Source organism: Streptomyces sp. NPDC058240, assembly GCF_042882135.1.
Classification (GTDB): Bacteria; Actinomycetota; Actinomycetes; order Streptomycetales; family Streptomycetaceae; genus Streptomyces.
On sequence record NZ_JBHVWT010000003.1, the window covers coordinates 459,886 to 477,917 of the forward strand.

General features: G+C 70.6%; 16 protein-coding genes. 10 read left to right on the forward strand and 6 right to left on the reverse strand.

Annotated features, from left to right (window positions below; all coding sequences use genetic code 11):
* Positions 1-310: 310 nt before the first annotated feature.
* From ACFVX4_RS09895 to ACFVX4_RS09920, 6 genes are all read left to right on the forward strand, one after another.
* Positions 311-1,921 carry an ABC transporter ATP-binding protein gene (locus ACFVX4_RS09895; protein ID WP_389973875.1) on the forward strand — a complete coding sequence of 537 codons (1,611 nt, stop codon included), beginning with the start codon at positions 311-313 and terminating at the stop codon, positions 1,919-1,921.
* Positions 1,918-3,033 carry an ABC transporter permease gene (locus ACFVX4_RS09900; RefSeq protein WP_389973878.1) on the forward strand — a complete coding sequence of 372 codons (1,116 nt, stop codon included), beginning with the start codon at positions 1,918-1,920 and terminating at the stop codon, positions 3,031-3,033. Before ACFVX4_RS09895 ends, ACFVX4_RS09900 begins: the two co-directional genes overlap by 4 nt.
* Entirely contained in the window at positions 3,030-4,319 is a 1,290-nt protein-coding gene (locus tag ACFVX4_RS09905; protein ID WP_389973880.1) for an ABC transporter permease, read from the forward strand. The genes ACFVX4_RS09900 and ACFVX4_RS09905 overlap by 4 nt, the downstream gene beginning before the upstream one ends.
* Complete coding sequence (locus tag ACFVX4_RS09910) at positions 4,316-4,714, forward strand: cytidine deaminase (protein ID WP_266415187.1); 399 nt, start codon at positions 4,316-4,318, stop codon at positions 4,712-4,714. Before ACFVX4_RS09905 ends, ACFVX4_RS09910 begins: the two co-directional genes overlap by 4 nt.
* Positions 4,715-4,831: 117 nt before the next feature.
* A complete protein-coding gene (locus tag ACFVX4_RS09915; protein WP_389973883.1) occupies positions 4,832-6,109 on the forward strand; it encodes a thymidine phosphorylase in 1,278 nt (425 codons plus the stop codon).
* A gap of 98 nt (positions 6,110-6,207) precedes the next feature.
* Positions 6,208-6,798 (forward strand): Uma2 family endonuclease, encoded by a 591-nt coding sequence (locus tag ACFVX4_RS09920; protein WP_389973885.1) that lies wholly within the window; start codon positions 6,208-6,210, stop codon positions 6,796-6,798.
* Between the two features lie 112 nt (positions 6,799-6,910).
* On the opposite strand, the gene ACFVX4_RS09925 is transcribed toward ACFVX4_RS09920, so the two are convergent.
* Entirely contained in the window at positions 6,911-10,201 is a 3,291-nt protein-coding gene (locus ACFVX4_RS09925; RefSeq protein WP_389974034.1) for a S8 family serine peptidase, read from the reverse strand.
* A 294-nt stretch (positions 10,202-10,495) separates the two neighbouring features.
* Between ACFVX4_RS09925 and ACFVX4_RS09930 the strand changes: the two genes are divergently transcribed.
* Positions 10,496-10,891, forward strand: coding sequence for an STAS domain-containing protein (locus ACFVX4_RS09930; RefSeq protein ID WP_389973887.1), 396 nt, complete (start codon positions 10,496-10,498; stop codon positions 10,889-10,891).
* Between the two features lie 28 nt (positions 10,892-10,919).
* On the opposite strand, the gene ACFVX4_RS09935 is transcribed toward ACFVX4_RS09930, so the two are convergent.
* The 4 genes from ACFVX4_RS09935 to ACFVX4_RS09950 form a co-directional block, all read right to left on the reverse strand.
* The gene (locus ACFVX4_RS09935; RefSeq protein WP_389973890.1) at positions 10,920-11,054 is read right to left on the reverse strand and encodes a hypothetical protein; all 135 of its coding nucleotides are present in this window, start codon (positions 11,052-11,054) and stop codon (positions 10,920-10,922) included.
* 23 nt (positions 11,055-11,077) lie between these two features.
* On the reverse strand, positions 11,078-12,067 hold the full coding sequence (locus ACFVX4_RS09940) for a sigma-70 family RNA polymerase sigma factor (protein ID WP_389973893.1): 990 nt from the start codon (positions 12,065-12,067) through the stop codon (positions 11,078-11,080).
* Between the two features lie 106 nt (positions 12,068-12,173).
* Positions 12,174-12,890, reverse strand: a complete 717-nt coding sequence (locus tag ACFVX4_RS09945) for a L,D-transpeptidase family protein (protein WP_389973896.1) — start codon at positions 12,888-12,890, stop codon at positions 12,174-12,176.
* Positions 12,891-12,975: 85 nt separating this feature from the next.
* Positions 12,976-14,292: an MFS transporter gene (locus tag ACFVX4_RS09950; protein WP_389973899.1), complete on the reverse strand. Its 1,317-nt coding sequence runs from the start codon at positions 14,290-14,292 to the stop codon at positions 12,976-12,978.
* A 62-nt stretch (positions 14,293-14,354) separates the two neighbouring features.
* Between ACFVX4_RS09950 and ACFVX4_RS09955 the strand changes: the two genes are divergently transcribed.
* Positions 14,355-15,308 carry a LysR family transcriptional regulator gene (locus ACFVX4_RS09955; protein ID WP_389973901.1) on the forward strand — a complete coding sequence of 318 codons (954 nt, stop codon included), beginning with the start codon at positions 14,355-14,357 and terminating at the stop codon, positions 15,306-15,308.
* Between the two features lie 121 nt (positions 15,309-15,429).
* On the opposite strand, the gene ACFVX4_RS09960 is transcribed toward ACFVX4_RS09955, so the two are convergent.
* Complete coding sequence (locus ACFVX4_RS09960) at positions 15,430-16,191, reverse strand: alpha/beta hydrolase (RefSeq protein ID WP_389973903.1); 762 nt, start codon at positions 16,189-16,191, stop codon at positions 15,430-15,432.
* Between the two features lie 103 nt (positions 16,192-16,294).
* Here ACFVX4_RS09960 and ACFVX4_RS09965 point away from each other — a divergent pair, with 103 nt between their 5' ends.
* Positions 16,295-17,449 carry an adenosine deaminase gene (locus tag ACFVX4_RS09965; RefSeq protein WP_389973906.1) on the forward strand — a complete coding sequence of 385 codons (1,155 nt, stop codon included), beginning with the start codon at positions 16,295-16,297 and terminating at the stop codon, positions 17,447-17,449.
* Positions 17,450-17,584: 135 nt separating this feature from the next.
* Positions 17,585-17,902: a hypothetical protein gene (locus ACFVX4_RS09970; protein ID WP_389973909.1), complete on the forward strand. Its 318-nt coding sequence runs from the start codon at positions 17,585-17,587 to the stop codon at positions 17,900-17,902.
* Positions 17,903-18,032: the final 130 nt, after the last annotated feature.

Genomic DNA, 18,032 nt, shown 5'->3' on the forward strand with positions numbered 1-18,032 from the left:
GGAGGGGGGGGGGGTCTTGGGGTTCCCCTTTTTGGTTGTGGGGGTCGTGTTGGGGGGGTGGGGTTTCCCCTCCTCTGCGCCCGCGGGACGGGCCCTCGGCCCCGAACGGGCCCCGATGCGCGTACCGCTTCCCCATGTGCGCCGTAGTCGTGCGCACACGGTCCGCGACCTGTCATCAGGTGGCCAACGATTCGGTGGCGCTACGCGCGTAGCGTCCGCCGGGCGCGATACCTTTCACGCTCCCATCGCCTCCGCCCTCCGCTCCTGCCAAGGAGAGTGCGTCATCAACGCGTCCAGCAGTCCCCACGCCGTGGAGCTCCGCGGCATCACCAAGCGGTTCCCCGGGGTCGTGGCCAACCACGACATCGACATCACCGTGCGCCGTGGCACCGTCCACGCCCTCGTCGGCGAGAACGGCGCCGGCAAGTCCACTCTGATGAAGATCCTGTACGGCATGCAGAAGCCGGACGAGGGCACCATCGCGGTGGACGGCGAGCAGGTCTCGTTCCACAACCCCGGTGATGCCATCGCGCGCGGCATCGGCATGGTGCACCAGCACTTCATGCTCGCCGACTACCTCACCGTCCTGGAGAACGTCGTCCTCGGCTCCGAGAAGCTGCACGGGATCGGCGACCGGGCCCGCGCAAGGATCAAGGAGATCTCGGACTCCTACGGTCTCGGGGTCCGCCCGGACGCCATGGTCGAGGACCTCGGGGTCGCCGACCGGCAGCGCGTGGAGATCCTCAAGGTCCTCTACCGCGGCGCCCGCACCCTGATCCTCGACGAGCCCACCGCCGTCCTCGTACCGCAGGAGGTCGACGCGCTCTTCGACAACCTGCGCGAGCTCAAGGCCGAGGGCCTGACCGTCATCTTCATCTCGCACAAGCTGGGCGAGGTCCTGTCGGTCGCCGACGAGATCACCGTGATCCGGCGCGGTACGACGGTGGGCACCGCCGACCCGAGGAGCACCACGACCAAGCAGCTCGCCGAGCTGATGGTCGGCAGTGAACTCCCGTCGCCCGAGACCCGCGAGTCGACCGTCACCGACGTGCCGATGCTGACCGTCGACGGGCTGCGGCTGAGCGCCACCGACCCGGACGGCGTGGTGCGTTCGGTCCTCGACGGCATCGGCTTCACCATCCACAAGGGCGAGGTCCTCGGGATCGCGGGCGTCGAGGGCAACGGCCAGTCCGAACTGGTCGACGCCATCATGGGCATGCGCCACCTCGACGCCGGAGTGGTCACCCTCGACGGCGACGACATCTCCCGCACGCCGACCCGCAAGCGCCGCGAGGGCGGCATGGGCGTCATCCCCGAGGACCGCCACCGGCACGGACTGCTGCTGGAGGCCCCGCTCTGGGAGAACCGCATCCTCGGCCACGTCACCGAACGCCCCAACAGCAAGGGCGCGTTCCTCGACCTCAAGGGCGCCCGCGCCGACACCGAGCGGATCGTGCGCGAGTACGACGTCCGCACCCCCGGCATCGACGTGACCGCCGCCTCGCTCTCCGGCGGCAACCAGCAGAAGCTGATCGTCGGCCGCGAGATGAGCCACGACCCCAAGCTCCTGATCGCCGCGCACCCGACCCGGGGCGTGGACGTCGGCGCGCAGGCGCAGATCTGGGACCAGATCCGCGAGGCGCGCCGCGAAGGCCTCGCGGTGCTGTTGATCTCCGCCGACCTGGACGAGCTGATCGGGCTCTCCGACACCCTGCGTGTCATGTACCGCGGCCGGCTGGTCGCGGACGCCGACCCGGCGACCATCACCCCGGAGGAGCTCGGCTCGGCGATGACAGGCGCGGCCACCGGCCACCTGGAAGCACCGGACGAGTCACCGGCACCGGACGACTCGCCCGCCGAGAGCGCCGAGAGCGCCGGAAGCACCGACACCGACCCCCGGGACGGGGGAGAGGACCGATGAAGAAGATCGACAAGGAGCGGCTGCTCCTGGGGATCGCGGCCCCCGTACTCGCGATCGTGGTCGCCTTCCTGGTGACCGCACTCGTGCTGGCCGCCACCGGCAAGGAGCCGTTCAGCGCCTTCGGCATCATGTTCGACTACGGGATGAAGTCGGACAGCCAGGTCTACATCCTCAACAAGGCGACGACGTACTACCTCGCGGGTCTCGCGGTGGCCATCGGCTTCCGGATGAACCTCTTCAACATCGGCGTCGACGGCCAGTACCGCCTCGCCGCCTTCTTCGCCGCCGCGGTCGGCGGCGCGCTGACGCTGCCCGGCGCCCTGCAGATCCCGCTGATCATCCTCACCGCGATGATCGTCGGCGCGATGTGGGCCGGTATCGCCGGTGTCCTCAAGGTCACCCGGGGCGTCAGCGAGGTCGTCTCGACGATCATGCTGAACGCCATCGCGACCGCGGTCATCGGCTACCTCCTCCAGCAGGGCCGCCTCGGCCACCTGGACGAGGCCGGCACGAAGATCTCCACCAAGCCGCTCCCGGAGTCCTCGCACTTCTTCGAGTTCCCGACCACCCCGTCGCCCGTCTGGGGCTTCATCGTGGTCGCGGTCGTCGCGGGCGTCGCCTACTGGTTCACGCTCTCGCGCACCCGCTTCGGCTTCGACCTGCGCACCGTCGGCCAGTCCGGCTCCGCCGCCGAGGCCAGCGGTGTCGACGTCAAGAAGATGGTCATCACCTCGATGCTGATCTCCGGCGCCGTCGCCGGTCTGATCGGTATGCCGACCCTCCTCAACGACAGCTACGAGTACAGCGGCGACTTCCCGGTCGGCATCGGCTTCACCGGCATCGCCATCGCCCTCCTCGGCCGCAACCACCCCGTCGGCATCGCGCTCGGCGCGCTGCTCTGGGGCTTCCTGGAGCGCGGCACCGGCAAGCTCGAATTCGAGGGCTACGACAAGGAGATCGTCGGCGTGATCCAGGGCGTCATCGTCCTGTGCGTCGTCATCGCCTACGAAGTCGTCCGCCGCTACGGAATCAAGCGCCAGCAGAGCAAGGTCGGCGCGGAACTCGCCGCACAGGCCGCCCGTAACTCCGACCAGCAGGAGGTGTCGGCGTGACCGTCACGGCGACTTCCACCCCGCCCCCCGCGGCCCCCAAGGTCGCCGGCGGCAAGGGCGGCCGCACCCGCCTCTCCTTCCCCGTCGTCCTGCTGATCATCGCGGGCGTGCTGCTCGCGCTGTCCGCCGTGCGCGCCATCACCGGCGCGGAGGACGTCACATCGGCGGGACAGATCAGCGCGGCGCTCGCGATGGCCGTGCCGATCGGACTCGCCGGTCTCGGTGGCCTCTGGGCCGAGCGGGCCGGTGTGGTCAACATCGGCCTCGAAGGCATGATGATCCTGGGCACCTTCTTCGGCGCCTGGGCCGGCTGGCAGACCAACCCGTGGCTCGGCGTGCTGGCCGGGGTCGTCGGCGGCATGCTCGGCGGGCTGCTGCACGCGGTCGCGACCGTCACCTTCGGCGTCGACCACATCATCTCCGGTATCGCCATCAACATCCTGGCGCTCGGCTTCACCACCTACTTCGCCAAGCTCTGGTTCAACTCGGGCGAGGCGGCGGCCAAGGGCGGCAGCCCGAAGCAGTCCCCGCCGGCCGACGACATCACCTCGGTGACGATCCCGGGCCTCTCCGACTGGCTGCACTCCATCGAGAAGCACCACTGGTTCTTCGTCTCCGACCTGGCCGGTGTGCTCGGCGGCCTGGTCACCAATGTGTCGCTGCTGACGATCCTGGCCATCGTCCTGTTCGTCCTCACGTTCTTCGTGCTGTGGAAGACCTCGTTCGGGCTGCGGCTGCGCTCCTGCGGCGAGAACCCCGTCGCCGCCGAGTCGCTCGGCGTGAACGTCTACACGTACAAGTACATCGCGGTGATCGTCTCCGGCGGCATGGCCGGCCTCGGCGGCGCCTTCCTCTCGCTGGTCACCTCGCACATCTACAACGAGGGCCAGACCGGCGGCCGCGGCTACATCGGTCTCGCCGCGATGATCTTCGGCAACTGGCGGCCCGGCGGTCTCGCCATGGGCGCCGGCCTCTTCGGCTTCGCCGACGCGCTCCAGCTGCGCAACGGCGGCGAGTCCGTCCACGCGCTGCTCCTGCTGCTCGTGGTCGTACTGGCCGTGCTCGCGGCCTGGAAGCTCTACCGCAAGAGCTTCGTCCAGGGCGTGGTCAGCGCGGTCATCGCCGCCGCGGTGCTGGTCTGGTACCTCGGCACGGACACGGTGCCCACCGAGTTCGTGAGCGCCACCCCGTACATCGTCACGCTGCTCGTCCTCTCGCTCTCCGCCCAGCGGCTGCGGATGCCGAAGGCGGACGGCATGCGCTACCGGAAGGGCCAGGGCAAGTGACGGCCGCCGCGGAGGTCGACTGGGCGGCGCTGCGGAGCGCCGCACGGTCCGTGATGACCCGTGCGTACGTCCCCTACTCGCACTACCCGGTCGGTGCCGCGGCGCGCGTCGACGACGGCCGTACGGTGTCCGGCTGCAACGTCGAGAACGCCTCGTACGGCATCGGGCTGTGCGCCGAGTGCGGCCTGGTCTCCCAGCTGCACGCCACCGGGGGCGGCAGGCTCACCCACTTCACCTGCGTGGACGGGGCGGGCGAGATCCTGGTGCCGTGCGGCAGGTGCAGGCAGCTGCTGTACGAGTTCGGCGGCCCCGAGCTGGTTCTGGAGACGCCGGACGGGCTGCGCACGCTCGACGAGATGCTGCCGCAGGCGTTCGGCCCGGACCATCTGAAGTAGAACTCTGGTGGCCCTCCCGCCCGTCGGGAGGGCCACCCCCATCTCCACCCTCTATGCGCGTAGAGTCATTCGGGACTCTTGCGTACCGTACGTACCGGCCGGAAGGACTCCCAGGACATGGACGCCATCTCCGTCATCCGCACCAAGCGGGACCGAGGCGAGCTGACCCCCGAGCAGATCGACTGGGTCATCGACGCGTACACCCGCGGTGAGGTCGCCGACGAGCAGATGTCCGCGCTGGCCATGGCGATCCTGCTGAACGGCATGAACCGCACCGAGATCGCCCGCTGGACCGCCGCGATGATCGCCTCCGGCGAGCGGATGGACTTCGCGTCGCTCTCCCGGCCCACCACCGACAAGCACTCCACCGGCGGCGTCGGCGACAAGATCACCCTGCCGCTCGCCCCGCTGGTCGCCGCCTGCGGCGCCGCCGTGCCGCAGCTCAGCGGCCGCGGCCTCGGCCACACCGGCGGCACCCTGGACAAGCTGGAGTCCATCCCCGGCTGGCACGCCCACCTCTCCAACGAGGAGATGCTGAACGTCCTGGACACCACCGGCGCGGTGATCTGCGCCGCCGGTGACGGGCTCGCCCCCGCCGACAAGAAGCTCTACGCGCTCCGCGATGTCACCGGCACCGTCGAGGCCATCCCGCTCATCGCCAGCTCCATCATGTCCAAGAAGATCGCCGAGGGCACCGGCGCGCTCGTCCTGGACGTCAAGGTCGGCTCCGGCGCCTTCATGAAGACCATCGAGGACGCCCGCGAACTGGCCTCCACCATGGTCGCGCTGGGCACCGACAGCGGAGTGCGCACGGTCGCCCTGCTCACCGACATGGCCACCCCGCTCGGCCTGACGGCGGGCAACGCCCTGGAGGTGCGCGAATCGGTCGAGGTGCTGGCCGGCGGCGGCCCGAAGGACGTCGTCGACCTCACCCTCGCCCTGGCCCGCGAAATGCTGGACGCGGCCGGGCTCAAGGACGCCGACCCGGAGAAGGCCCTCGCCGACGGCTCCGCGATGGACGTCTGGCGCCGCATGATCTCCGCCCAGGGCGGCGACCCCGACGCCACGCTCCCGGTCGCCCGCGAGCAGCACGTGCTCACGGCCCCGTCCACCGGCGTACTGACCCGCCTGGACGCGTACGACATCGGCGTCGCCGCCTGGCGCCTCGGCGCGGGCCGGGCCCGCAAGGAGGACCCGGTCCAGGCGGGCGCGGGCGTCGAACTGCACGCCAAGCCGGGCGACACGGTGACGGCCGGACAGCCGCTACTGACGCTGCACACCGACACCCCCGAGAAGTTCGACTACGCGCTGAAGGCCCTGCCCGACGCGTACGACATCGCCCCGGCCGGCACGGCCTTCACCGCCACCCCGGTGGTGCGGGAACGTATCGCCTGACCTGCGGCTTTCCCATTCGGGTGAACGGGATCGGTGGACCACCGCCGGTCCCGTTCGGCATGCTGGACTCGGTGACGCACCGATAAGAGGAGACCGCCATGAGCGCACTCACCGTCGATCCCGCCCCCGGCCACGGCCAGGAGTGGGACGACCTCGTCCGGATCTGGGAGGAGACGGACGCACCCGAGGGCTGCAAGGTGGAGATCATCGAGGGGATCGTCACCGTGTCGCCACCGCCGTCCAAGGACCACAATCTCACCGCCGCGCGGCTGCAGCGCAGGCTTTACTCCGTGCTTCCGGAGGACTGGGAGATCTTCCAGACCCTCGGCGTCTCGGTGCCGGGGCGGGCCGGGCTCTACATCCCCGATCTGGTCGTCGTGCCGGACGCAGCGGTGATCGGGCCGGGCAACCGTATCCCGGCCGAAGAGGCCCGGCTCGTCGTGGAGATCACCTCGCAGGCCAACGCCAACCACGACCGCATCGGCAAGGTGCACGGATACGCGAAGGCAGGTGTCGAGCTGTTCCTGCTGCTCGACCCGTGGCACTCGGGCCGCCCCACCGCCACGCTGTACGGGGAGCCCGACAGCGGCACCTACCGGGTGCTGGACACGGTCGAGTACGGGGGGAAGCTGACGCTGCCCGAGCCGTTCGGGCTGGACCTGGACACGGGGATGTTCCCGGTCAGCTGAGCGGCGTCGCGGTGCGGTGCGCAGACGCGAGCGGCCCGCCGGGACGGGGGGAATCCGTCCCGGTGGGCCGCTGTCATACGGTCGGTGGGCTCAGTGGCTCACCGATGGCCGGTCACTTGCCGAAGTACGCGTTGTAGATCGACACCGACGACTTGTTGCCCTTCTTGTCCGTGACGTTCGCCCGGTAGGAGATGGACTTCCCCTTCGCCGGGTTCTTCACGGAGATCTTGCCCGCCTTGACCGTGGACTTCTTCCAGGTCTTGCCGGCGTCGTAACTGACGTACACCGTCAGCGACTTGAGGTTCTTCCCGGCGGCGGCACCCTGCACCGTCACGGGCACGGAAGTGGTCCGGCCGGCCGTGACCCTGCTGTCCGCGGTGACGTTGGGCGTGAACCGCACCGTGGAGACCGGCAGCATGGCCGGGCCCGAGGTCCGCTGGGAGCGGAAGGTCCAGCTCGCGTCGATCCGGGTGGAGACCGGGGACAGCTTGGTGCTGCGCCGGGCCGAGGTCGTCAGCCGGTAGTCGGCGGCGGCGGACGGAACGGCGATGGGGGTGTCGCCCAGCAGCGGGTCCTCGTTCTGGGCGAGCTTCTTGCCGTTGCGGTACAGGACCGTCTTGGCCGAACTGTAGGCGGAACCACCGATGTTGCCAGCTCCGTCGGCCACCAGCGGCAGCATGCCGACGATGTCGTTGCCGTCGCGGAGGATGCCGTACTCGGAGTTGACCGCGGGGCCGAACACCGCGGTGTTGACCTTCTTCGTGTACGACTTCCCCGCCTTGAAGGACTGCGGGGCGCCGAGGGAGTACGACGCGTCGGTCACCGGGTAGCCGTCCGCGTCGAGTCCGCCGTCCTGCTCGAAGTCGAAGCTCCACTTCACCTTGTCGGCGGTGGAGACGTAGGAGGTGACCTTGCCGGGGATCTTGTGGAGGGACCAGGCCGACCAGCCGCCGTCCGAGTCGGGCAGCATGCCCGAGGCCGCGAATTCACCGGTCTTGCCCTTGGCGGGCGAGCCGAGCGAGATCCCCACCTTGGCCAGCTGGCCGGCGGTGTACTTCCGCTCGAAACCGGTGGCCGCCTGGGTCACCGGACCGCCGGCCACGATGTCGTACCGGGTCGAGGCTCCCTTGGACCAGCTGCCGATCCAGTGCTGGGAGAGCGAACCGTCGGTCACCTTCGGGCCGAAGTGAGCGGTGCGGAAGTTCTTGTACGTGTCGAGGACCCAGCCGTAGGAGTAGCCGCCTTCATCGGCGGTGAGCTGGAGGTCGGGCGCGGCCAGCAGGGACTTCGTCCCGGTGGCGGGCACGGTGATGTTAACCGGCTTCGCCTTGCGCGCGTCGAGCGTCACGGTGAGGTTCTTGGTGACGTCCAGCTTCGGCTGGGCCAGCCAGTCGGTGCCCCTGGAGTAGTCCTCGGGGTCGACGGTGACGCCCGTGTTCAGTACGTATCCGCCGGCGGGGACCCGGACCTTGGCCGTACCGTCGGTGCTCGTCGGGGCGAGCCACTGGCCGAGCGCCTTTCCGGTGAGACCGAAGAGGTCGGTATCGGCGAACTGGGCGGGCTTGCCGTCGCGTCCGATCGTCTTGACCGTGAGGTCGTACGACTCGATCTCCCGCTCGACCGCGGCCGCGGTGCGGACGCTCTGGCCGCGGCCCGTCGCGACGACGTACGCGGAGTAGGTGCCGTCCGTCGTGCCGCCGAGCTTGGTGTTCACGGTCAGCGGCACATCCGTGGTGCCGCCCGCGGGGACGGTCACCTTGTCGGAGCCGAGGCCGAAGAAGCCGGCCGGGGCGGGCTTGCCCTTCGGGCCGGTGGCCGTGACCGCGAGGTCCAGGGTGACGTCGGTCTTGCCGAGGTTGCGGTACGTCACCTTCTTGGTGACCGGGGTGTCATCGGTGTGCGGCCACTGCTGCACCCCGAAGCTCACCGAGACCGGGTCGGCGACGACGGTCTGGGTGATCGCCCGGTCGACCGCGATCCGGCCCGAGCCCTGCTCGAACGGCGTGTACGCGCCCGGCTTGGTCGAGGCCGTCAGCGCGCCCTTGAGCTCGGCGTACTTCCACTCCGGGTGCTGCTGCTTGAGGAGCGCCGCGGCGCCCGCGACGTGCGGGGTCGCCATCGACGTACCGGAGATCGTCAGATAGCCGGGCGGGTTCTGCCCGACCTCCTGGTCGATGGCGGAGCCGGGTGCGGCCGCCGCCGTGATGTCCACGCCGGGGGCGGTGACATCGGGCTTGATCGCCCCGTCGCCGATGCGCGGGCCACGGCTGGAGAAGTCGGCCAGCTGGTCCTTGTCGTCGACCGCGCCGACGGTCAGCGCGGCGTCCGCGCTGCCCGGGGAGTCGACCGTTCCGGCCGCGTCGCCCTCGTTGCCCGCCGCGATGGCGAACAGGACGCCCTTGTCGGCCGACAGCTTGTTGACCGCCGCTTCCAGCGGGTCGACCTCGGGGGTGTCGCTGCCGCTGAGGCTCAGGTTGATGATGTCGGCGCCCTGTGCGACCGCCCACTCCATGCCGGCCAGGATGCCGGAGTCGTCGCCGAAGCCGTCGTCGTCGAGCACCTTGCCTTCCAGCAGCTTGGCGTCCGGGGCCACGCCCTTGAACTTGCCGCCCGACTTGGCGCCCGAACCGGCCGCGATCGAGGAGACATGGGTGCCGTGGCCGACCCGGTCCTTGACGTCGGGCGAGGCGGTGAAGTTCTTCGAGCCGAGGATCCGGCCCTGGAGATCGGGGTGGGTGGCGTCCACACCGGTGTCCAGGACGGCGATCTTGACGCCCTTTCCGGTGTAACCGGCCTTCCAGGCGGCAGGGGTGCCGATCTGCGGCACGCTCTTGTCGAGGCTGGCCCGGCGCACCCCGTCCAGCCAGACCCGGTCGATACCGGCGGCCGTGGTGCGCTGCGCACCGTGCGCCGCCTTGGCGGTGAGCGCCTGCCAGATGTCCTGGGCGTCACGCTGCGGCGTGGTCACCGACTGGGCGTTGATCGAGTTCAGGGTCCGGCCGACCCGGGTGGAGCCCGCGCCTTGGACCTCGGCCTTCGCGGTCGCGGCCTGGGCGCCCCGGTAGGAGACGATCAGCTTCAGGCCCGACTTCTGGGCCCTGCGGTTCTCCGCACGGTTCAGCTCGGTGATGTCGAACAGCCGGCGGTCCAGCTTGCCGGAGGCGAGCAGCTGGTGTGCGTCGGCCGGGACGAGCAGGGTGTGCCCGTCGTGTATCTGCCGTTGCACGGGTATGTGCTCGCGCCCCTGGGCGGCCCGGAAGGACACGACCTTGCCCTTGGCGTCCACGGTGACGCGGTCGCCGGTGATGAGCGTCAGCTCGTGCCCGGTGGCGGACCCGGCGCCGGCCGGGCGGGCGGTGCCGGAGCGGGCGACGTCGGGCTGTGCCATGGCCGGGGTGGTCATCCCGGCCGCGAGTGCCACGGCGGCGGCCGTGGCGACGGTCGAAACACACGCGTTTCTCACGTGTCTGCGCAACTCTCCCCCTGGAGAATCAGGCGGCCCCCGAGGGGCCACTGGTCAGTCGGCACCGATGGGACGCCGGTGCCGGCCGGTTCACGTACCTAGAGGGGGAATTGGTGGGGGAGGTTCACAGAAACCGCACAGGTAACCGGAGTTGACCGAAGCTCATCGATCCCGAGCGGGTACGGGGCGTTCACCGGGCCGGGTGGCCCCGGAAAGGACGGGGGCCGGGCAGCGATGAGTTTCGGCCGCCGGACCGGTCTCCCAGATGTGGAACCCATGACCCCGAACCTTCTCGTCGGCACCGGCCGCGTCACCAGGGCCGCGGTGCCGGGACTCTGCGCCGAGCTGGAGACGCTGCTGTACGACCCTGGCGACCCCGACGGCGCCGTCCGCGACCCGGACGCGGGGGTGGACTGCGACGTGGGCGGGGTCGTGCACGTGGATCTGGCCCTGGTCGAGGCGATAGCGCGACTGGGGCTCGTCGCGCGCCGGGCGGGCGGCAGGAGACTGCGGCTGCGCAATGTGCCGCCCGAACTGCAGAGCCTGCTCGACCTGGTCGGGCTGGCCGACGTGGTGGACGTGGGGTGCGGAACGGGGACGGGGGCCGGGACCGCGGAGGGCGGGGGCTGACCGGCCACCACCTCGGCCCGTACGCAGATCACCTGCGCGGGCCGTCCCGCCGCCGGCCGGCGTCGCTGGCGCGGAGAGGAGCGGGGCCGCCGGTGGCGGACGGCTCGCCCATCCACTGGGTCAGCCCCCAGCCACCGGCCGCCAGCACCACCCAGCCGGTCACCAGCCCGTACCGTAAACCGCGTCTCACCCCGCGTCGGCGTCGAGATGGTCCGGCAGCCCGAAGAGCGGGAACCAGCGCGGGGTGTCCAGGAAGCAGTGCATCCCGGTGATGGCCCCGTCCGAGACGTCGATGACCTGCACCGCCCACGGCACGAACCCGGGCCCGTCCGGATTCGGCTTGTAGTGCGCGAACGCCGGGGTGCCGTTCGCCGACGTCGCCACCAGGCGGGAGCCCGCACAGCTTGCGCCGATGGAGAGCATGAAGCCGGTGATGTCGTCGTGCCCCTGGAGCCAGAGGTCGAACGGCGGCATGGTCATCACGGCGTCCTCATGGAGCAGCGCGGTCAGCGCCGCCATGTCGTAGCCCTCGAAGGCCGCCACGTACCGCTCAAGGAGCTTGCGCTGCTCCTCGTCGAGCGGATTCGCGGCGTCGGCGGCCTCGCCCTCGTGTTCGGCGAGGGTGGCCCGCGCCCGCTGGAGGGCGCTGTTGACCGAGGCGACCGAGGTGCCGAGCAGCTCGGCGACCTCGCTCGCCTTCCAGGCCAGCACCTCGCGCAGGATCAGCACGGCGCGCTGCTTGGGCGGCAGATGCTGGAGCGCGGCGACGAACGCGAGGCGCACCGACTCCCGCGCCACGGCGGCCTCCGCCGGGTCGGCCACCGTCGGCAGGATGCGCCCGTCCGGCATCGGCTCCAGCCAGGTGTTCTCCGGCAGGGGGTTCAGCGCCGCCTGGGCGAGCGGCGTCGGGCCCGTCAGATCGACCGGACGGGCCCGCTTGTTCCCGGCGTTCAGCATGTCCAGGCAGACGTTGGTGGCGATGCGGTACAGCCAGGAGCGCAGCGAGGAACGCCCCTCGAACTTGTCGAAGTTGCGCCAGGCACGCACCAGCGTGTCCTGCACCGCGTCCTCCGCCTCGAAGGCCGAGCCGAGCATCCGGTAGCAGTAACCGGTCAGCTCGACCCGGTGTCCCTCCAGACGGCTGCCGATGTCCGTCGGCGCTGTCAGATCACTCATCGCTCCACCCCTGTTGCGCTGTGACGCCGCCCACTTCGGCACTCCGGAAGCTACCGCAGGCCACTGACAACGGGGGCGTGAAGTACCGAAACCGCCCGGATTCCGGTCACGTTCCGGGCTTGCGTCCGTACACGTGGACGTCGTCGCCGTTCCTCAGCAGACTCCAGTACGACTTGGCGTCGGCGGTACGCATGTTGACGCAGCCGTGCGACCCCGGCGGGTTCCACATCTTCACGCCCACCGCGTGGAACGCCTGGCCCCCGTCGAAGAACTGCGAGTACGGCATCGACACGTGGTAGATCGACGAGACGTGGTTGATGTGCCGCCAGTAGATCTTCTTCGACCCGGTGCGGGTCTCGTACTTGTCCCGCCCGGTCCGTACCGGCACGGGTCCGAACTTCAGCTTGCTGCCGTCCTGGATCCAGCTCAGCTGCCGGGTCAGGTCCACGCACGCGATGCGCCCCTTGTTGGTGGGGCACTTCTTGTCCTTGTTCGGGTTCTTGCCGGCCGCCTTCTGGGCCGTGATCATCTTCATCGTGCGCCAGGTGACCGGACCCGCGTACCCAATGGTGGGGGTGACCCCGTACGTGCTCTGGAACGACCTGATCGCCTTGCAGTCGGCGGCCGACTGCTTGCCGTCGACCGGCCGGTTCAGATACTTCTCGACCTGCTTCTGATACGGCCCGGTGGACGTGGTGCAGGACGCCGCCTGCGCCTGCCCGCCGGTGGCCAGCACCAGGGCCGGTACCGCGGTCAGGCCCGCGACCGACAGCGCGAGCCCGCGCCGCAGCCGTACTCCCCGTATGTTCCCCGCGACTCTCATGTACGCCAACTCCCCTTCGCGCGCCGTGAGGTGATTCCGCCTGCTAGACGCGCGTCGGGGAGTGGAAGGTTGTGCGCCGTATGTCTCAGTTCTGCACGGACGCCGGCGGAACCAGCCGGCGCCGCTCGGCGCGGGCGGCCCGCGTCCCGTACAGCGTGATCGAGACGACGCCGAGCACCGCGAGCAGCCCCAGCGACACGGTCCCGGCCCAGCCCCCGGCGTGGAAGGCGACCGCGCCGAGCGTGCCGCCCGCGCTGGAGCCCAGGTAGTACGCGGACTGGTAGAGCGCCGACGCCTGGGCGCGGCCCTTCGTCGCGGTACGGCTCACGGACGAGGAGGCGACCGCGTGCCCGGCGAAGAAGCCCGCCGTGATCAGGACCAGGCCGAGGAGCACGGCCGCCAGCTGGTCGGCGAGGGAGAGCAGCAGACCGGCGGCCGTGGTGGAGACGGCCAGGTACAGCGCGCCCCGGCGGCCGAGCCGGGCGACCAGCTGGCCGGCCGCGGCGGAGGAGACCGTACCGACGAGGTAGACCAGGAAGATCGAGCCGACGACACCCTGCGGGAGGTTGAACGGCGCCTCCACCAGGCGGTAGCCGATCACCGTGTAGACCGCGCCGAACACCGTCATGAACAGCGCGCCGATCGCGTACAGCCGGCGCAGCAGCGGATCGGCGAGATGCTCGCCCACCGTCTTCGCGAGGGCCTTCGGGTTCAGCGTTCCCGGGGTGAAGTTCCGCGCCCTGGGGATCATGAAGTGGAAGACGACCGCGCAGGCCACGGCCAGCAGCCCGACCGCGCCGAGCGCCGCGCGCCAGCCCCACAGCTGGGCGATCCAGCCGGTGAGGATACGGCCGCTCATACCGCCGATGCTGTTGCCGGCCACGAACAGCCCGATCGCGGCGACGAGTGCCTTCGGCCGCACCTCCTCGGCCAGATACGCCATCGCGGAGGCGGGCAGCCCGGCCAGTGCCGCGCCCTGGACGGCGCGCAGTGCGATCAGCCAGCCCAGCGAGGGGGCGAAGGGGACGAGCAGCCCGACCAGTACCGCGACCGTCAGCGAGGCGGTCATCATCTGCCGCCGTCCGAACCGCTCGGAGAGCGCGCTCATCGGCAGCACGCACAGCGCCAGTGCGCCCGTCGCCGCGGAGACCGTCCAGCTGGCCTGTCCGGCCGTGGCGCCGAGGGAGGCGGAGACGGCGGGCAGCAGGGCCTGCGTGGAGTAGAGAAGTGCGAACGTCGCGACACCTGCGGCGAAGAGCGCGAAGCTCATCCGGCGGTAGCCGGGGCGGCCCGGTTCGAGACGGTCCGGCGCGGCGGAGCCGGCGGTGGCGACGGTGGCGGGGGACGGCTGGGGCGAGGCGGCCACGGTGAGGGTGGACGCCCCGGTACTGGCAGGAGGCATGCTTCGAAAGTAGGCTCTCCGGTTTCATGCGTCCAATGCACGAAGTGGCGATAATCAATCCCATGGTGCATGAACGCAGCTCACAGCCCCGGCTGTCACCCAGTAGTTACGAAGGAGACATTCGCGCCGTGCTCGCACCGCGACTGGCCCACTTCGAGGCGGTGGCCCGCCACGAGCACGTCACACGCGCCGCGCAGGAGCTCGGCGTCCCGCAGTCGACGCTGTCGCGGGCGATGGTCAGGCTCGAACAGGACCTGGGAGTCGCCCTGTTCGCCCGCAAGGGCCGTACCGTCTCGCTCACCCCGGCGGGCCGCACCTTCCTCGGCTCCGCCGAGCGGGCCCTCGCCGAGGTCGAGAAGGCCGCCGATTCGGTACGGGCCGACGCCGACCCGGCCACCGGCAAGGTCGCCTTCGGCTTCCTGCACACCATGGGCTCGGAAACCGTCCCCGCCCTCATCCGCGCCTTCCGCGCCGACCACCCCCGGGTCCGCTTCCAGCTCGTGCAGAACTACGGCGAGGCGATGATCGAACGCCTGAGAGCCGGCGGCCTGGACCTCTGCCTCACCTCACCCGTCCCGGACGCCCCCGACCTCGTCGCCCGCCGCCTGGACGAACAGCGCCTGCGCCTCGTCGTCCCCGAGGACCACCGCCTCGCCACCCGCCGCCGCATCCGCCTCGCGGAGGCCGCCGACGAAAAGTTCGTCACCCTCGAACCGGGCTACGGCCTGCGACGGATCACCGACGACCTGTGCACCGAGGCGGGCTTCACCCCCCGCGTAGCCTTCGAGGGCGAGGAGGCGGAGACCCTGCGCGGCCTGGTCGCGGCCGGCCTGGGCGTGGCCCTGCTACCCCCGCCCGCCGTGCCCCGCCCCGGCGTCGTCGAACTCACCGTCACGGCCCCGAGGGCAGCCCGCGAAATCGGCGTCGCCTGGCTGGACGGCCACCCCGACACCCCACCGGTGGCCGCCTTCAAGCGCTTCCTGCTGTCACGTCGCGGGCATCTGCTGCCGGACTGACGGCGCCGTCCCGGCGGACGCGGGGGCCACGCTGGCGCCTCCCAGCTGGGGAACCGTTCGGCCGGGACCATCCCCGCGGATGCGGGGCCACTGCCCCTGTCCGGGCGGCAGCGACACTCCCTCACCCACGCAGCGACTTCCCGAACCCTGCCGCCAGCGGCATGCGCAACCCCAGCGGAGGCGGTGCCGCCAGGGCGTCGGCCACCGGGCGGGCGTAGGCGCGGCCGAACAGTGAACCGCGTACGAAGTCCGCGGCCAGGGCCATCACTTCGGCCCGGTGCTGGCGCAGGCCGTGGCCGTCCGAGTGGACCTCGAAGCGGCAGGTGTCGCGGTTGGTCTTCTTGGCCCGCTCGGCCAGCCGGAAGGACAGCTCCGGGTCGGTGCGGGCGTCGTTGGTGCCGTGGACGAGCAGCACCTGGCGGCCGAGCAGATGCTTCACCGGCTCCGGCTCGTCCGCCCCGTCCTCGGGCAGCCAGGGGGCCATCGCCAGGACGGAGTCGACCGCCGCGTGGCCGCCCGCGCGGAGTGCGGCCCGGCCGCCCATGCCGTGGCCGGACAGGCAGACGGGGACGTCGCCGTAACGCCGTACGACCTCGTCCACCGCCCACTCGGCGTCCGCCGCGAGGTGGGCGGCTGTCGAGTTCCAGCCCCGGCAGCGGTAGCGCACGACGTGCGCGGCGAGCCCGTCCTCCTGGCCCGCGCGGGCCAGGGCGCGGGCCAGCGGGAGCTGGGATGCGTAGGAGAGAGGGGAGGGGCGGCGGTGCGATTCGGCCGCGCCGTCCGGGAGCAGCAGGACCACGCCGCTGACCGCGGTTGGAGCTCCGGCCGTCCTGACGGCCCGTCCCAGCCTGGCTGCAGGCAGGGGGAGTGCGCTCTGTGACATGACAGAACAGTGTCAGAAAGGTGGGTGTACTCCACCTGTATTGGCGGTCACTGTTACGCATCGACGAGCGACAATCTACGCGCGTAGGGACTAGAGTGCCCAGATGATGAGCCCGACCCTTCATGTGCCCGGCCAGGATCAGATCCGGCGTGCCCCCAAGGTGCTTCTGCACGACCATCTCGACGGCGGCCTGCGCCCGGGGACGATCGTCGACCTCGCCCTCGCGAGCGGATACGAAGGACTTCCCGAGACCGAGCCCGACAAGCTCGGCATCTGGTTCCGCGAGGCGGCCGACTCCGGATCGCTGGAGCGCTACCTGGAGACCTTCGCCCACACCTGCGCCGTCATGCAGACCCGCGAGGCGCTGGTCCGGGTGGCCGCCGAGTGTGCCGAGGACCTGGCCGCGGACGGTGTCGTGTACGCCGAGGTGCGGTACGCCCCCGAGCAGCACCTGGAGGCCGGGCTGACCCTCGAAGAGGTCGTCGAGGCGGTCAACGAGGGCTTCCGCGAGGGCGAGCGGCGGGCCCGCCGGGACGGGAACCGCATCCGCGTGGGCGCCCTCCTCACCGCGATGCGGCACGCCGCCCGCTCCCTGGAGATCGCCGAGCTGGCCAACCGCTACCGCGACCAGGGCGTGGCCGGCTTCGACATCGCGGGTGCGGAGGCGGGCTTCCCGCCCACCCGGCACCTCGACGCCTTCGAGTACCTCAAGCGCGAGAACAACCACTTCACCATCCACGCGGGCGAGGCCTTCGGCCTGCCGTCGATCTGGCAGGCGCTCCAGTGGTGCGGTGCGGACCGGCTGGGTCACGGGGTCCGCATCATCGACGACATCGAGGTCACCGACGACGGCGGCGTGAAGCTCGGCCGCCTCGCCTCCTACGTACGGGACAAGCGCATCCCGCTGGAGCTGTGCCCGACCTCCAACCTCCAGACCGGCGCCGCCGCCTCGTACGCCGAGCACCCCATCGGGCTGCTGCGGAAGCTGCATTTCCGGGCCACCGTGAACACGGACAACCGGCTGATGAGCGGTACGAGCATGAGCCGCGAATTCGAGAAGCTGACCGAGACCTTCGGATACACGCTCGACGACATGCAGTGGTTCACCGTCAATGCGATGAAGTCGGCATTCATTCCTTTTGATGAGCGTCTGGCGATGATCAACGATGTCATCAAGCCCGGATATGCCGAGCTGAAGTCCGAGTGGCTCTTCGAGCAGACCGCCGCGACCAGCGTTTCTTCCGCTTCCGCGGGCTGATCGGCGCCCTTGCGGAGAAAGGCCGGGACGTCGAATTCCCGGCCTTTCTCCGCGTGTCGGCATGTTTGCGGGAAGGGCGGTGGGATGGCTACGTTTCGGAGCCCCCACGTCCCTCTCCCCAAGGATGAATTTCACATGAAGCAGTCTGCTGTCAGGACTCTCGGCGTCGCCGCTCTCGGTGCCGCTTTCGCCGCCGCCGCCGCGGGTACCGCCTCCGCCGCGGTGCTGCCGACCGACGCCGCGACCACCGCCCTGCCGGTCGCGGGCGCGGCGCTGGAGACCGCGACCCGGAGCCTGCCGGCCCAGGAGACGGCCACCAAGCTCCTCGGCACCGGCCGGCAGAAGCTCGTCGGCGACGCCACCACCCCGGTCAAGGGCCTGCTCGGCGGTCTGCCCGCGGGCGGCATGAAGGCCAGCGGCCTGTCGACCAACGGTCTCCCGCTCGGCGGCTGACACCCGTACGCGCCTGTGGGGGGGAAACCCCAAACAAGAGTGCTCCCCCCCCGCATGTGCTTGCTAGGGTGACACCGAGGATGGCTAAAAAACCCCTTCCTGGTAGGAAAGGAACCACCACAACAAAGGA

Coding starts and splice junctions, on each gene's coding strand:
- ACFVX4_RS09900 (WP_389973878.1), top strand. CDS start 1,918: ATGAAGAAGATCGACAAGGAGCGGCTGCTCCTGGGGATCGCGGCCCCC.
- ACFVX4_RS09915 (WP_389973883.1), top strand. CDS start 4,832: ATGGACGCCATCTCCGTCATCCGCACCAAGCGGGACCGAGGCGAGCTG.
- ACFVX4_RS09920 (WP_389973885.1), top strand. CDS start 6,208: ATGAGCGCACTCACCGTCGATCCCGCCCCCGGCCACGGCCAGGAGTGG.
- ACFVX4_RS09925 (WP_389974034.1), bottom strand. CDS start 10,201: ATGACCACCCCGGCCATGGCACAGCCCGACGTCGCCCGCTCCGGCACC.
- ACFVX4_RS09930 (WP_389973887.1), top strand. CDS start 10,496: ATGAGTTTCGGCCGCCGGACCGGTCTCCCAGATGTGGAACCCATGACC.
- ACFVX4_RS09940 (WP_389973893.1), bottom strand. CDS start 12,067: ATGAGTGATCTGACAGCGCCGACGGACATCGGCAGCCGTCTGGAGGGA.
- ACFVX4_RS09945 (WP_389973896.1), bottom strand. CDS start 12,890: ATGAGAGTCGCGGGGAACATACGGGGAGTACGGCTGCGGCGCGGGCTC.
- ACFVX4_RS09950 (WP_389973899.1), bottom strand. CDS start 14,292: ATGCCTCCTGCCAGTACCGGGGCGTCCACCCTCACCGTGGCCGCCTCG.
- ACFVX4_RS09955 (WP_389973901.1), top strand. CDS start 14,355: ATGGTGCATGAACGCAGCTCACAGCCCCGGCTGTCACCCAGTAGTTAC.
- ACFVX4_RS09960 (WP_389973903.1), bottom strand. CDS start 16,191: ATGTCACAGAGCGCACTCCCCCTGCCTGCAGCCAGGCTGGGACGGGCC.
- ACFVX4_RS09965 (WP_389973906.1), top strand. CDS start 16,295: ATGATGAGCCCGACCCTTCATGTGCCCGGCCAGGATCAGATCCGGCGT.
- ACFVX4_RS09970 (WP_389973909.1), top strand. CDS start 17,585: ATGAAGCAGTCTGCTGTCAGGACTCTCGGCGTCGCCGCTCTCGGTGCC.